The sequence below is a fragment of the Shewanella sp. SR1 genome (assembly GCF_020447145.1).
Lineage (GTDB): Bacteria > Pseudomonadota > Gammaproteobacteria > Enterobacterales > Shewanellaceae > Shewanella > Shewanella baltica.
In genome coordinates this window covers 239,555-253,173 of sequence record NZ_JAJAEF010000001.1, presented here as the reverse complement: position 1 = coordinate 253,173, position 13,619 = coordinate 239,555, and the positions used below count along the sequence as shown (strand labels likewise).

At 46.5% G+C, this 13,619-nt stretch carries 14 protein-coding genes; 5 read left to right on the top strand and 9 right to left on the bottom strand.

Annotated features, from left to right (window positions below; genetic code table 11):
- Window positions 1-56: 56 nt before the first annotated feature.
- Both KV201_RS01125 and KV201_RS01120 read right to left on the bottom strand, forming a co-directional pair.
- On the bottom strand, window positions 57-854 hold the full coding sequence (locus KV201_RS01125) for a response regulator (protein ID WP_226058271.1): 798 nt from the start codon (window positions 852-854) through the stop codon (window positions 57-59).
- Window positions 855-937: 83 nt separating this feature from the next.
- Window positions 938-1,318, bottom strand: a complete 381-nt coding sequence (locus KV201_RS01120; protein WP_071940000.1) for a hypothetical protein — start codon at window positions 1,316-1,318, stop codon at window positions 938-940.
- 127 nt (window positions 1,319-1,445) lie between these two features.
- Here KV201_RS01120 and KV201_RS01115 point away from each other — a divergent pair, with 127 nt between their 5' ends.
- Window positions 1,446-1,955, top strand: a complete 510-nt coding sequence (locus KV201_RS01115; RefSeq protein WP_012588645.1) for a DUF4240 domain-containing protein — start codon at window positions 1,446-1,448, stop codon at window positions 1,953-1,955.
- 16 nt (window positions 1,956-1,971) lie between these two features.
- Here KV201_RS01115 and KV201_RS01110 read toward each other — a convergent pair whose 3' ends face one another.
- Window positions 1,972-2,283 (bottom strand): hypothetical protein, encoded by a 312-nt coding sequence (locus tag KV201_RS01110; RefSeq protein ID WP_319000204.1) that lies wholly within the window; start codon window positions 2,281-2,283, stop codon window positions 1,972-1,974.
- 135 nt (window positions 2,284-2,418) lie between these two features.
- Complete coding sequence (locus tag KV201_RS01105; RefSeq protein WP_012090285.1) at window positions 2,419-2,727, bottom strand: hypothetical protein; 309 nt, start codon at window positions 2,725-2,727, stop codon at window positions 2,419-2,421.
- A 277-nt stretch (window positions 2,728-3,004) separates the two neighbouring features.
- Here KV201_RS01105 and KV201_RS01100 point away from each other — a divergent pair, with 277 nt between their 5' ends.
- Window positions 3,005-3,529, top strand: coding sequence for a DUF3016 domain-containing protein (locus KV201_RS01100; protein WP_006079996.1), 525 nt, complete (start codon window positions 3,005-3,007; stop codon window positions 3,527-3,529).
- A gap of 46 nt (window positions 3,530-3,575) precedes the next feature.
- On the opposite strand, the gene KV201_RS01095 is transcribed toward KV201_RS01100, so the two are convergent.
- The gene (locus KV201_RS01095) at window positions 3,576-5,333 is read right to left on the bottom strand and encodes a GGDEF domain-containing protein (protein WP_107403547.1); all 1,758 of its coding nucleotides are present in this window, start codon (window positions 5,331-5,333) and stop codon (window positions 3,576-3,578) included.
- A 160-nt stretch (window positions 5,334-5,493) separates the two neighbouring features.
- Window positions 5,494-5,802, bottom strand: a complete 309-nt coding sequence (locus KV201_RS01090; RefSeq protein ID WP_006079998.1) for a hypothetical protein — start codon at window positions 5,800-5,802, stop codon at window positions 5,494-5,496.
- 48 nt (window positions 5,803-5,850) lie between these two features.
- On the opposite strand from KV201_RS01090, the gene KV201_RS01085 reads away from it, so the two are divergent.
- Window positions 5,851-6,753, top strand: a complete 903-nt coding sequence (locus KV201_RS01085) for a TraB/GumN family protein (RefSeq protein ID WP_006084238.1) — start codon at window positions 5,851-5,853, stop codon at window positions 6,751-6,753.
- A 34-nt stretch (window positions 6,754-6,787) separates the two neighbouring features.
- Here the strand turns inward: KV201_RS01085 and KV201_RS01080 are convergent, their stop codons facing one another.
- Window positions 6,788-7,561: a methyltransferase domain-containing protein gene (locus tag KV201_RS01080; protein WP_226058269.1), complete on the bottom strand. Its 774-nt coding sequence runs from the start codon at window positions 7,559-7,561 to the stop codon at window positions 6,788-6,790.
- Between the two features lie 416 nt (window positions 7,562-7,977).
- On the opposite strand from KV201_RS01080, the gene KV201_RS01075 reads away from it, so the two are divergent.
- Window positions 7,978-8,808, top strand: coding sequence for a MaoC/PaaZ C-terminal domain-containing protein (locus KV201_RS01075; RefSeq protein ID WP_226058366.1), 831 nt, complete (start codon window positions 7,978-7,980; stop codon window positions 8,806-8,808).
- A gap of 80 nt (window positions 8,809-8,888) precedes the next feature.
- On the opposite strand, the gene KV201_RS01070 is transcribed toward KV201_RS01075, so the two are convergent.
- Window positions 8,889-9,779, bottom strand: coding sequence for an aldo/keto reductase family oxidoreductase (locus tag KV201_RS01070; RefSeq protein WP_226058268.1), 891 nt, complete (start codon window positions 9,777-9,779; stop codon window positions 8,889-8,891).
- 204 nt (window positions 9,780-9,983) lie between these two features.
- On the opposite strand from KV201_RS01070, the gene KV201_RS01065 reads away from it, so the two are divergent.
- Entirely contained in the window at window positions 9,984-11,741 is a 1,758-nt protein-coding gene (locus tag KV201_RS01065; protein WP_226058267.1) for a formate--tetrahydrofolate ligase, read from the top strand.
- A gap of 170 nt (window positions 11,742-11,911) precedes the next feature.
- Here the strand turns inward: KV201_RS01065 and KV201_RS01060 are convergent, their stop codons facing one another.
- A complete protein-coding gene (locus tag KV201_RS01060; protein ID WP_226058266.1) occupies window positions 11,912-13,561 on the bottom strand; it encodes a mechanosensitive ion channel family protein in 1,650 nt (549 codons plus the stop codon).
- Between the last annotated feature and the right edge of the window lie 58 nt (window positions 13,562-13,619).

Sequence of the window (13,619 nt, the reverse complement as noted above, 5' to 3'; positions counted from 1 at the left end):
TGTTCGGTAAAGCGCAGAATATTTGCTCAGTTCGTGACTTAAGTTTTATTCTGGTTTTATTCTTCTAACAGTTGATAGAGTAATTTTTTAACCAATTTGGGTTCAAAGGGCTTGTCGCATAAGGCATTCACACCCGCTTGGGATACATTGCTGAGGTGGGTATCGTTGGCTTCGGAAGACACCATCAAGATGGGAATATGTGATTGTTGGCTTTCATTACGGATATATTGAGTCAGCGCAAGGCCATCTACGCTTGGCATATTGTAGTCAGTGATCACTAAGTCGAACATATTGTTTTTCATCAACTCTATGGCCTGTGCGCCATCTTCGGCCTCGGTAATCAGTTTCATCCCTAAGTTACCGATAGTGCGTTTAATAACGTTTCGTGCCATGCGGCTATCATCGACCACTAATACGCGCACATCCTGCACATCGAAATTACTGAGGTCGAGCTCATCGTGGCTGAGCAGATCGATAGTGGCATTTAAGGCTGTGGCTAAATGGTCGGCACTGAAGGGCTTAGGCAAGATAGCGACCACACCCGATTGACGGAATATCTCAAGTTGCTCACGGCGACACTCGCTCGAGACCAGCATAAATTGAATATCTTTGCAGTCAGCGCTAGCCCTTAAGTAGCCTAAGAGATCGATGGCGGTACCATCATCAAAATGCATGGCGCTGGCGATAAGATCGGGTTTGTGGCGAGCAATAATTTCTTTAGCCGCTTCAATATTTTCTGCGGTTTGAATGCTGAGAATACCTTCCTGTTGTAAGCGTTGAATAATAATTCGACGCTGGATATCTGAAGGTTCTACCAAAAGAATGGAAAGTTCGCTGGGCGATAAATGGCTCATAGTCTACTTCAAGTTAAGAGTCGCAAGTATTTTATTGGGTCGCTAAGCTACGCGATTAGTAACAGCTTAGCAACAAATGTCCATTACTGCGTTTGACGGGTCAAATAATGACTCGTGACCTTAGAAAATGCGATCCAATATTGCAGGAGTAAAATGACAATAATGCTTATCGTCAGCGGCAACATAGGAATATTGTGACCAGAAACAATCACTTTTACATCTTCAGGGGTTATACGATAGGCAATAATCGCTGTAATGCCTAGGGCGGAAAATCCTAAGGTTTGCATGCCGATATAAATCTTCAATACTAAGCTCGACCACGGCGTGCGCATAATTATGCCAACGAGCACGGGGAGGACGCCTAGGGTGAATACATCAAAGGATTGCGTTGTCACAGCCCGTAAAAGTGCGGCAATGCTGAAGAGGCAATATAAAGAGATCAGTAGCATAAGACGTTTAGGCATAGATGTATGTGTAGACAGGTAGCGAAGAAGATGAGCAAGTGTAGGAAATGCCCTAATCCGAGTCCAGCATAACCTTAATATCGTGTAGAATATGCCTTTTTGTGAAAGGCTCTAATAGGTGAAGTTTATGACAGAAGTTGAGTTTTGGGGTTTAGTCACGCGAACGGAAGCGGCGCAATCACAGGAGTCTTTGACTCAAGCACTGAAGCAGAAACTCGCCGAACTGAGTAATGAAGAGTTAAAAGCCTTCGATAAAATCTTTGGTCAGCAAATGCGCCGGAGCTATTTGTGGTCGGTGTGGGGGGCGGCTTACATTATTACTGGCTGTGATTCTGAATATGCTTTTGCCGAATTCAGGTGTTTTTTGATTTCACTCGGCAAAGAAATCTACGATGGTGTAGTCAATCAGCCTGATACTTTAGCGCGTTTAGCCGCTTGGCCTGAGCGAGATGCCTATGCTTATCCCTTTGTGGATGAATACGATCTTATTGCTGGGCAATTATATGAAGATAGAACCGGTGATGAATTGCCCTTTATGCCATCGGGCAAGGCGACGCCCATAGGGAAAAAATTTAGCACTAAGCCCAAGGATTTAAAGCAACAATACCCTGAGCTCAGCGCCCGTTTTCCATTTTAATCTTGGTCATCGCTTATTAGCGTAAGCAGGCATTGGTTGTGACATCGAAGGTCATGCCGTATTTAGGGCAGATGTCATTCATAAACTCATGTTCTTGCACGGTTAATTGCTGAGTAAAATCTTGCTTAAGCTGCTCAGTCATTTGGGTTTCAGCCGCATGTTGCGCCTGAGCCAATTTGCTAAAATGAGCGTTAACCGCCTGTTGTTGGCTGATGGTCAATGGCGCCGCATGGCTTGAAAGACTTATGCAAGTTCCGATCGTTAGCAGAGCCAGTAAAGCGAATTTATGTGAGTAAAAATTTGATAAGTTTGCTGTTTTTAGGTTCATAGGTAAGCTCCAAATTAAAAATTACGTTTAACACGTCAGTTCTAAATCGTGCATCCTTAGACGGTAAAGAAAACGAGTTGTACTGTGAGGGGCTTAGCTTATTGTATAAATATTGAACCTATGCTGAACGGTTAGTTAGCGCTCATTTTTCATTTCTTTGCATTGAAAGCCTTGCTTGCGTGTATCGAACTGGCACATAGAACCACATTCCCAAGGTACATCGTCGTAAAAGGCCGATTGTTCGCGAGCAAAATCGCGGCAGGTCTCATAGCTGTCAAAGTTATCTGTTTTTTTATACTTTCCAGAGTCATAGCCATGGTTATAGATAAAGGCAGACCAAGTTTTAGGGCCGGTATTTTTATCACTCGGGGAGATAAACCAAATCGCACTAACCACGCAGGTAAACAGGATAAGAATGAACACAGGTACAACGGGGAATTTCATTTTTATTAAGTGAGCCATGTAAACAATAGCGGAAGGATAACGTTTTTTTTGTGGTTATGCGCGTAAAATGTTCACAAATTGATAACTATGCACTTACTTAGTGCAGTCTCGATACAAAAAGATACGTGTCAATTGTGGTTATCAGATAAAATTTACGTATTTATACAAAAGCTTACATAGCATTAGCTGTACTTATATCAGTTTTGCGTTAAGCTCTAGTTCAGGTTAGATTTTGTACTGTGGTTCTCAGAAAGTTATCTAGGCCTTGGAGGCAAACATGAAAATTCAGTCCCTTTTACTCGCAGGTGTATTAAGTTGCAGTGCGGCTTGGGCGGCCGATGAAGCGCCAGTGAATCCCGTCACCGAAGATGGGGTGGTTAAAATTGTTTGGCAAAGTCCTAAGGATTTTCGCGATATCAAATCATCGGGGGAAATCCAATCCCGCTATGAGAAGCGCTTATTTGAGACCTTAACAGAAAACATCAATAAAGAAGCTGCGAAGATTTTAAAGCCGAATCAAAAGCTTGAAATGACGATCACCGATGTTGATCTGGCGGGTGATATGCGCCCAACCTTTGGTGCGACCGCCAATGATTTACGCATTGTTAAAGAAATCTATCCACCGCGTATGACTTTTTCCTATCAAGTTTTGGAAAACGATAAAGTGATTATTGCGGGCGATGAAAAGCTGTCGGATATGGGTTTCATGGATGGGATTAAATCTTTAACAGACAAACCTTTTATGTACGAAACCAAAATGTTGACTGATTGGTTAAAGAAGACGATTGCCCCACAACTTTAATCGTCAATCTTTCAATCTTTCAATCGTTAAATCGGTCACTCAAGACTCAAGCACTGAGCGCTTGAGTTTCGATAGTAAGGTGATTTTCTAACAGGTAAAATCCGTTATTCGCGGATTTTGCCTGTTTTTTTGCCCGGGCACTTAAGGTCGACAGGCTGTGTTCATTGGCGTTAAAGGTCAGTGCTGGTGGCAAGATACCCACGCACAGGCTGATCAATTGATGGTAGCAGGCTTCGCCTTGTCTATCGTCGGCGAGCATCTCTTGGGCTTGCCAATGCTCGGCGCTGTAAAACAAATGCTTATGGGTTTCAAAGTCCGCAAGAATTCGCTGACAACGGCTGATCATATGTTCACAGGTGCTGATAATCACAAAGTCATCGCCGCCGACATGGCCGACAAAGCAATTGTCACTTTTATATTTCAGTAACAGATTAGTCACTTCACAAATCACTTCATCGCCGCGGCAAAAGCCATAAATATCGTTATAGGGCTTAAAGTTACACAAATCAAAATAGGCTAGGTAAAAGTGTTTCTTTTGGATTTTAAGGCGTTTTAATTCCTCCTGAATGGGCACATTGCCCGGCAAGTCTGTCAGAGGATTCGCATGGCGGGCCATCTTAATTCTGTGCTCTGTAATCCTTTGCAGTAAATCTTTAGTGTGGCCTATGCCGAGCAGTTTGCCTCGGCGAAGTATGATGAACTGCTGAGCGACTGTATTGGCCGTCTCTGAGGTCAGCAATTGGCTCACAGTAGATAAGGGTTCGTTGGCCTCAATTTGGATGACCTGCGGGTCCATCACTTCACTTACGGCATGATTCTCATGCAAGGCACGGCCATAGGGCGTACTGAAAAGTTCGAGTAAGGTCGCGCGGCTGATAATCCCCAGCGGTAACTGATTATCGACCACAACCACTGCCTGCAGTGCGGGTTGCGAGCTAAAGGTGTCACTTAAAAATTTGAGTTTGAGTGTAGGCGCAACTGTGATGGCGTTCGTGCACAGACTTTCGGCGGATTCGCTGTATCTAGGTTGAATCTGAGTATTGTTTGGCACTAAGGTCGCTTTCATCGCGCGGCAGGGGAGCACTTCTGGGCGACCTAGCAAATAGCCTTGGCAATAGACGATACCCAGTTGTTTGAGTACGGCTAATTCCTCTTGCGTTTCAATCCCTTCTGCTATCACTTTGCAGGTTAAGCTTTGGCATAACTCCACAATCGAGCGGACAAACTCTTGTTTGACAGGGGTCGAATCAATTTCATGGATAAAGTGGCGGTCAATTTTGACATAGTCGGGCGACAATTCTGACCAGAGCCTTAAACCTGAATAACCCGCACCTAAGTCATCGATGGCCGTTAAAAAACCTTGGCTGCGATAATGATTCAAGCAAGATTTGAGTAAGTCGATATCATCGGCGGGATATTGCTCTGACAGCTCAATCACCACCTGCGATGGCGCTATGCCGAGTTGTTGCAACAGCTGTAAGGTCATGCCCTTGGGGTGCGCGGGATCTAATAATGCCTTGGGTGAGATATTGATAAACAGCTTGCCTTGGAACTGACGCAGCTTAAATTGCTCGAGTGAAATGCGCCGACAAAGGGTTTCTAACTCGCTTAACTTGCCTTCATGCTCTGCGGTCTGAAATAGCGGCACTGGGGAGTATAACGGGCTGTGTTCAGGGCCGCGACTTAGGGCTTCAAAACCGTGGATCTTATGTTCTAATATATTGAAAATTGGCTGAAATAAGGGATTAATTGCCGATTTAGAAATTATCTTATCGAGCTCTTTAGCCAGATCTAAACTTGTCATTACGTCAGCCCTTTCGTCTATGTGAGCGGAGTCTATGACTTAGAAATGACAAAATGATGACAATTTTGAGGGAGCTTAACGTCAGCTATGCGGGGGTTTTGAGTGGATAGCTGATGAAAAGAGCTGAATGCTACTGGCGAGTTTCAGCTCTTCATCTAGGTTAGCTTTGTGTCTTAAAAGCCTGCAGCGTTTGCAGTAAAGCGCCGAGCTGGCGTACATAGGTTTCAAGTTCTTTAGGATCGAGTGCTTCATATTCTTCCATGCGAGTTAAGTCATCGACCAACTCTTGTACATAGGGCAGAAAACGATTACTCGAAGCGATAAAACCTTGTTCTGCCGTGAATATGCTGGTGAAGTTTCCATGGCCAGCTTTCTTTAGCTCATCTAACTTAGCGTCGGCGTCTATGGCTTGGCGATAGGCGATTTGAAGATTCTCTTTCAGTTGCTCTATAACCTTGGTATGTGGCATAACAGCGTCTCATTGCAAAATTTGCAGGAATTATAAGGGGCAAAGGATATGGCAACAAGCCAATGGCGATTAATTGCATCAATCTGTTTTCTGGCGTTGACGGGTTGGAGCACCAAAGCGGTGAGTGCCGAAACCGATAAGCCGCCATTTTATCAAGTGCAATGGCAAGGAAAGAGCGCGTATCTACTGGGTTCGATTCATATTGGACGTGCCGATTTTTATCCTTTACCCACCCAAATTGAAACCGCGCTGGGCAAAGCGAAGGGCTTAGTCGTGGAAGTCGATATGAATAAAGCCGATAGCAATGCCTTGCTGCGCCAATACGGCCGCGCCGATAAAACCAAAGGTTTAGATTGGCAGAGCCGAGATAAACAAACGGTTGAGAGCATGACGCCCTACTGCGCTGCCACGGCGAATGTTTGTCAGTCGATTCAATCCTTTGCGCCTTGGCTGCAAGCCACGCAAGTTAACTTAATACGTTATAACAACTTAGGTTACAGCACGGATTATGGCGTTGATATGCAGTTGATGGCCCGCCATGCGGCTTTACCTGTGTATCAGTTAGAAACCGCCGAGTCGCAATTTCAGTTATTAGCGTCCTTTGATAGCCAAGCGCAGTGGTCTATGGTGCGTGAGGCGATTAGTACGTCGGATGCAGATCTTTTATCGTTAATTGCGGCTTGGCGCTCAGGTAATGAAGCTGAGCTTGATAGCATAATGCAGGAGCAAATGGGCGGCGAGGGCGACACTGAGATGCTAGAGAAAATCCTCTGGCGGCGAAACCATGTGATGGCCGACGGCATTATAAAGTTAATGGGCTCGACTGAAATAACTTCACCATTATTTGTAGTGGTTGGCGCGGGTCATGTTGTGGGCGATAAAAGTGTGGTGCAATTGCTAGAGCAAGCAGGCGCCAAAGTGAGCGCCTGCTGGAAACAGACTTGCGAGTAATCGCTTAGGACACAGGGTTTATAACCATGCGGGTTTAAACTGCGGGGCTTTGCCCTAAAAAGTGCACATATCGGCCGAGGGAAATGTAGGGCTCGCGTTGTGAATACTCGAGCTCCATTTGCAGCAGTTTTTGATAATCGAAATCCACTGGCTGACTCTTTTTCAAATAGTCGTGGATCACCCGCACGCCGGACTGGCTGATGAGTGACATTTGCCAGTCGCTAAACCACTCTTTAACCTCTTGAATATAAAGTGGGTGCGTGGGTGTTAGCCGCACTTTCTTTTTCACTTTTAAATCTGCGGCGACGTAATCGAAATTACCCGACACTAAGGCATGAAAACGCATGGCCTCTTTGTTGTAAAACATCAAAGAGAATATTCCCGCGGGTTTAAGCATAGTGAGTAGGCCCGCCATTGTGGGCTTAGCATCCGTTAACCATTCGACGACGGCATGGCACAATATGATATCGAAATAGCCATGGTGCTCGACTGACAGAGCTTGAATAGGCGCATGGATGAGCTGGATAGCTAATGGTTCAGGCGAGGCATCTATCTGTTCTTGCGCTTGCGCCAACATCTCCGCTGAGATATCGCACAGCACCACTTCGTGGCCGAGGCGGGCTAATTTTTGGCTAAAGTAACCAAAACCGCCGCCCGCATCTAATACTCTGAGTTTTCTATCCCCCAGTTTTGCTAGCGCAGGTGCGAGATCGCGCCACAGTACAGCGGCACGAATGTCGCCTTTAGGCGTACCATAAATATTTTTCGCAAATTTTTGCGCGAGCTTGTCAAAATTCTTATCTTGCACGTGATAACTAGGTTAAAGAGAGTGGAACGATAGTGTGGCACAGACGTAAATTTTTCGCACTCAGGAGATGTTATTGCCGAATCGAGATGGACAGATTTACATCGTGATATTTTAATTTATTGATTTTATTGGTAGTAATTATTCCTACTAAACTTAGGGATACACAGAACTCTGTCCTCTGGGTTATAATCACGCCGTTTTCGACAAACCTGACTCTATAGCTATCCATTCGGTGAGTCAGCATCAGCCCTTATTAAGACGCAGCGCTGCCTGTTTTACACTCGTTATCAACTTGATTGAGCAGACGTTACTCGTCTGTGCGGGGTAATTTTATGGCAATGCATTTATGTGCCAAGGGATAGTTAATTAAAAGGTACTCAGACTTGAATAATGCATATTGTGTTGAATTGAACGCGATGCCGTCGCTGTTTTCTCTTTATCGCAAGATCTTCTTTGGCCGTAAGCCGGGTTGGGATCTGCAACCGCTGCCCCATATTAAGGTGACCGCGCCGCATGTGACTGTGTCTGAAACTAAAGTAAGCCAATACGCGCAGGTGTGTGGTTTTCAATTTGACGGTAAAGTGCTGCCGCCAACCTATCTCTATGTGATGGCATTTCGCCTGCATGCGGTGATTTTTACCCACGATGGCATCACTTTCCCGCTGCTTGGGATGATCCACCTTAAGAACCGCATTCAAGTGTATCGCCCAGTGACGGTTGACGAGACTTTCTCCCTCGAGTGCGCCTTGACCACAAGCCGTGAGACTGATTCCGGCTTAGAGTTTGAATTTGTGTCTAAGGCGTTTGTGGGTGAAGAACTCGTTTGGGAATCGCTATCCACCTATTTATATCGTATCGATGTTGCTGGACGTCGGGTTCGTCCACCTAAAGCCATTGATATGGCGTGGGAAACGCCGCAAAGCTGGCGCTTGAGTGAAGATTTAGGCCGTCGTTATGCTAAGGCGTCTGGCGACTATAATTTGATCCACTTGCATCCTGTGCTCTCAAAGCGTTTTGGTTTTGATCGCGTGCTCGCCCATGGTATGTGGTCTAAGGCCCGTTGTTTGGCGGAGTTGATGCCAAGTATTGGCGATCGTCCATTTACTGTGGATGTGACCTTTAAACTGCCACTGTTGATGCCTGCCGATGTCGGGTTTGGCTATGAGCAGAACACCGATAATATGGTATTTGAATTACGTGACAGCAAAGGCCGTCGCCCGCATTTAAGTGGCGATGTGCAGTTTTAAATCGCACTCAATAATGCATACAACAATGGCGCCTTCTGGCGTCGTTGTTGTTTATGGTTGTTGCGTTTGGGAGGTAAAAATTAAGGTACGCTGTGACCCATAGATGCCTGCCAAATACTGAACCATTGCTGGCGATCGAGCTGGATCTCATTGGAGGCAACGGCACTCTTGATCCGCTCGATATTGCCACTACCGATAAGCGGCACGGGTCGGCTTGGTAGCATACGAACCCAGGCATAAATCACTTGGCTGATATCTTGGGCTCCCACTTGCTCGGCGATGAGCTTGAGGGTTTGATGCAAGCGAACTGCCTGTGGATTCGTGGTTTCAAAAATCTTTCCACCCGCTAAGCACGACCAAGCCATAGGCCGAATACGACGTTGCTGACACAGATCGAGCGTACCGTCGTGTAAGGTGCTCATCGCCAGTGGCGAGAGCTCCACTTGATTGGTGACTAAAGGTGCATCTAAGCGCGATTGCAACAAGAAGAACTGTGCATTGGTGAAGTTCGATACGCCAAAATGCTGCACTTTACCTGCTTGCTTGAGGATCTTAAATGCCTCGGCGACTGCATCAGCGTCCATAAGAGGATCGGGTCTGTGGATCAGCAGTAGATCTAAATAGTCGGTATTAAGCTGCTTAAGGGAATGCTCGACGCTGGCAATAATATGCTCATAGGAGGTGTCGTAGTGATTGACGTAGCGCTCAGGGCGGCAGGCAAACGCGGGTTTAATGCCGCATTTACTGACCATTTGCATCTGTTGGCGCAGTGCAGGCTTTAAGGCTAATGCCTCGCCAAACAAGGTTTCGCATTGATATTGGCCATAAATATCAGCGTGATCCATAGTGGTCACGCCTAGTTCTAGGTATTGCTCAATCAGGCTAAGGCGCTGCATGGGCGTCATGTCCCAGCTTTCCATTCGCCAGAAACCAGCAACAAATTCAGAAAAAGTAAAATGGGACTCGCTCATGCTGTTCCTCTTTGGGACTGTGTGCTTTGGATTTATAGGGCGCAGGGCAAAATATTTGATGCAGATTAAGGAATCGCTCATTAACCCTTTCGATGGCTATATATCTTAAAGCCAATCACCTAATATCCGCCCTATTCAATGAGTGTTGTGCTTAGCAACCCCTCATACTAAACCAAAGCGTATCTGAAAGGGAGAAATCGACGCATGCTGACAGATATGGATATTTCGAGTCGCGCAAGCCTTAAAAACATCACAGAATTGGGCGCCGACTTAGGCCTGTTACCCGAAGAGATGATGCTATTTGGTCACACCAAAGCCAAGGTGGAGCTCAGTGTGTTGCAGCGTTTAGCGGGGCAACGCAAAGGTAAATTGATTATCGTCACCGCAGTTACGCCTACGCCCCACGGCGAAGGTAAAACGGTGACGAGCATTGGCTTAACACAATCGTTAAATGCAATAGGCCAAAAGGCCTGTGCTTGTATTCGCCAGCCCAGTATGGGACCTGTGTTTGGGGTAAAAGGCGGTGCTGCGGGTGGCGGTTATGCGCAAGTAGTGCCCATGCAGGAGATGAACTTACATCTCACGGGTGATATTCATGCCGTCAGCAGTGCCCACAATTTAGGGGCGGCGGCGATTGCGGCGCGGCTATTCCACGAGGCGCGCTTAGGTAAAACAGAATTTGAAGCGCAATCTGGACAAGCGTTTTTGGATATAGCTCCCAACGAGATCCGCTGGCACCGAGTGGTCGATCATAATGATCGCTGCCTTAGGCAAATTCATGTGGGCTTAGGCGATAATAACGGCCCGGAGTACGGATCTAGTTTTGATATTACTGCCGCCTCTGAGTTGATGGCGATTTTAGCCTTAAGCCATGATTTGGCGGATATGCGGGCGCGGATCGGTCGTTTAGTGCTGGCCTTAAATACCCAAGGGCAAGTGATTACCGCCGAAGACCTAGGTGTCGCTGGGGCGATGACGGCCATCATGGCCGATGCGATAAAACCGACGTTAATGCAGACCTTAAATGGCTCGCCTTGTCTGATCCACTCAGGACCCTTTGCCAATATTGCCCACGGTAACTCGTCGATCATTGCCGATGATATCGCCCTTAGGCTGGCGGACTTTGTGGTGACTGAAGGCGGTTTCGGCTCGGATATGGGCTTTGAAAAGTTCTGTAATATCAAAGTACGTCAATCGGGTCAGGCGCCAGCCGCCGCGGTGTTGGTGACGACTTTAAAAGCGCTGAAGGCCAATAGTGGCTTGGCAACTGAGGTGGATAGCAATGTATCAAATATCCATGTGCCAAACATCAGTGCGACAAATATCAATGCCCCAGATCAGGCTCGACTCGAAGCGGGCTTTGCAAATTTAAACTGGCATATCAACAATGTGGCGCGTTATGGCATTCCTGTGGTGGTTGCCATTAACCGTTTCGCCACTGATTCCGATGCTGAGTTGCAATGGCTAATGGAAGCTGTCAACGCGAGTGCCGCCTTTGGCTGTGAAATTAGCGATGCCTTCAGCCAAGGGGAGGCGGGCGCTATTGCCTTAGCGCAAACTGTGGTTCGCGCCGCTGAAATTGAGAGTCAGTTCAAGCTGTTATATCCAGATGAAGCGTCATTGGAGGCAAAGTTATCCACCTTAGCCGAAGTGGGTTATGGCGCTGCAGGTGTGAGTCTGTCTATCGAGGCGAAACAGCAGGCACAGCAACTGACCGCGCTTGGCTATGGACATTTGCCTTTGTGTATGGCCAAAACGCCGTTATCCATTAGCCACGATCCTAGCTTAAAGGGTGTTCCTAAGGATTTTGTGGTGCCAGTGCGAGAGTTAGTGTTACATGCGGGGGCGGGATTTATAACTGCCTTAGTGGGTAATGTGATGACTATGCCAGGCCTTGGGCTTAAACCGGGATACTTGAAAATCGATATTGATGCCAAAGGTGAGATAGTCGGTTTAGGCTAAGGTTTAGATTCAAAACTAACATTTCAATGAAAACTCACGCTTAGATGCAAAAGCGCTGCAGAGATAAAAAAGGGCGAGCTTGCTGCTACGCCCTTTGACTCTGGTTTAACGTGCTAATACTGGTTTAACGCTTTGGCTGGTTTAAGGTTTTAGCGCTAGTTTTAGAAAGGTTACTTCGTGGTTTGATAGATATGCACATCGCGCTGCGGGAACGGAATGCTGATCCCTTCAGTGTCGAAACGTATTTTCACTTCACGGGTTATGTCCCAATACACTTCCCAATAATCTTCCGGTTTCGCCCAAGGGCGCACGATAAAGTCGACCGAAGACTCACCCAGCAGATGCAGCTTAATCGTTGGCGCTGGCAGTGCCTGCACTTTGGGATGAGCCTCGACGATGGATTTGAGAATCGCTTCAGCATGTTCGATATTGTCGTTGTAACCAATACCAAATGTCATATCCACTCGACGTTGGTGCTCGGCCGTGATGTTGTTAATAGTGTCGCCCCAAATCTTATTATTAGGAATAATAAGACGTTGGTTATCCATGGTTTTAATCGTGGTCGAGACCAGACTCATGTGGCTTACTCGACCCGTGACGCCAGCAGCGTTGATCAAATCACCCACATCGTAGGGACGATAAATTAAGATCATCATGCCAGAGGCAAAATTCGACAGGGTATCTTGCAGTGCAAAACCAATAATCACACCCGCAATACCAAAGCCTGCGAGTAGCGGCCCAAGTTCGATCCCAAGCTGGGATAGGGCGACCAAGAGTCCTATGGTAAAGACGGCTTTGCCTGATAGCGACGTGAAGAAGTCTTGTAATAACTTGCTCAAATTCAACTTAGAATTGCTAACGGTATTCTTCACTATCTGTTTGGCTAACTTGCCGGCGAGACCCGCGATAATTAAGATCAAGCAGAATACAAACAACTTAAACACGACGGTAGGGCCATGATTTATCGCTTGTTCCTGCGCCGTGTTCAGCCATTGCTCGACTAAGCTCGAGGCCACATCAAAGCTCAACACGTCCTGAGTAATATCGCCTGACACACTGAACAAGGTCTTTTTCAGCGCGGCGGTGTCTTGGCCTAAAGCATCGAGTAAGTTGATGTCGATATTTAAGCTTTGGCTATTTTGGGCCAAGCGTTCCTTTAGCATCATCACATGGCTGGTTTGCGCCGACGTGACATCTTTACCGGCATTGGTTGCGGTATCGACCGCAGCTTGCAGTTGTTGCTGGGTGTAAGTCACTAAGCTTTCAAGCATATCTGCACGCGCAATCAAAATTTGCAGCAGGGACTTTTGCGCTTCGCTAACATCTTGGCCAACTTGTTCGAGCCAATTGAGTGTCTCGAGTTGCTGTTTGTAATAGGTGTCTTTGTCTAATTCGCGCTTAGATATATCGAGCAGAATCGCATCATCTGTACCCGAGCCTAGTTGCAGCTCCAATTTATCAATGTTGTCATCGATATAGGTATCAATCTGTTGGATGTAGTTCAATTGCCCTTGGATTAATGGCTGCAGAAAAGCACTGTCGATCGGCGTTGCTTCGAGCAAATCTTTAATCTTATTACGTAACTGTAAGGTTTTGTTTTGAATGCGATATTCGACAATCGTTTTCAACTCACCTTTGGCATGTTTCAGCTTATGGATATCGGTATCGATAGCTTGTTGCAACATAGCCAGTTCGGCTTTGACCGCCACAGGTGTGGTTGATGTACTTTCGGTTGCCGCGACAGGTTCGGCTTGCGCTGGGGATGAGAGACTTAATAATGGGATAAACAGGGCAAACACTAGAGCGAGGTAGCGATGCATAGGTGTGATCTTAAATAGAAATATGTTTGAGTATGATAGTGGCTGCCGGATTGACTGT

What these genes read in the sequence shown, in the direction of transcription:
- KV201_RS01125 (WP_226058271.1), bottom strand. Translation starts at nt 854, where the DNA reads ATGAGCCATTTATCGCCCAGCGAACTTTCCATTCTTTTGGTAGAACCT.
- KV201_RS01095 (WP_107403547.1), bottom strand. Translation starts at nt 5,333, where the DNA reads ATGACAAGTTTAGATCTGGCTAAAGAGCTCGATAAGATAATTTCTAAA.
- KV201_RS01115 (WP_012588645.1), top strand. Translation starts at nt 1,446, where the DNA reads ATGACAGAAGTTGAGTTTTGGGGTTTAGTCACGCGAACGGAAGCGGCG.
- KV201_RS01085 (WP_006084238.1), top strand. Translation starts at nt 5,851, where the DNA reads ATGGCAACAAGCCAATGGCGATTAATTGCATCAATCTGTTTTCTGGCG.
- KV201_RS01065 (WP_226058267.1), top strand. Translation starts at nt 9,984, where the DNA reads ATGCTGACAGATATGGATATTTCGAGTCGCGCAAGCCTTAAAAACATC.
- KV201_RS01120 (WP_071940000.1), bottom strand. Translation starts at nt 1,318, where the DNA reads ATGCCTAAACGTCTTATGCTACTGATCTCTTTATATTGCCTCTTCAGC.
- KV201_RS01100 (WP_006079996.1), top strand. Translation starts at nt 3,005, where the DNA reads ATGAAAATTCAGTCCCTTTTACTCGCAGGTGTATTAAGTTGCAGTGCG.
- KV201_RS01070 (WP_226058268.1), bottom strand. Translation starts at nt 9,779, where the DNA reads ATGAGCGAGTCCCATTTTACTTTTTCTGAATTTGTTGCTGGTTTCTGG.
- KV201_RS01090 (WP_006079998.1), bottom strand. Translation starts at nt 5,802, where the DNA reads ATGCCACATACCAAGGTTATAGAGCAACTGAAAGAGAATCTTCAAATC.
- KV201_RS01105 (WP_012090285.1), bottom strand. Translation starts at nt 2,727, where the DNA reads ATGAAATTCCCCGTTGTACCTGTGTTCATTCTTATCCTGTTTACCTGC.
- KV201_RS01060 (WP_226058266.1), bottom strand. Translation starts at nt 13,561, where the DNA reads ATGCATCGCTACCTCGCTCTAGTGTTTGCCCTGTTTATCCCATTATTA.
- KV201_RS01110 (WP_319000204.1), bottom strand. Translation starts at nt 2,283, where the DNA reads ATGAACCTAAAAACAGCAAACTTATCAAATTTTTACTCACATAAATTC.
- KV201_RS01075 (WP_226058366.1), top strand. Translation starts at nt 7,978, where the DNA reads ATGCCGTCGCTGTTTTCTCTTTATCGCAAGATCTTCTTTGGCCGTAAG.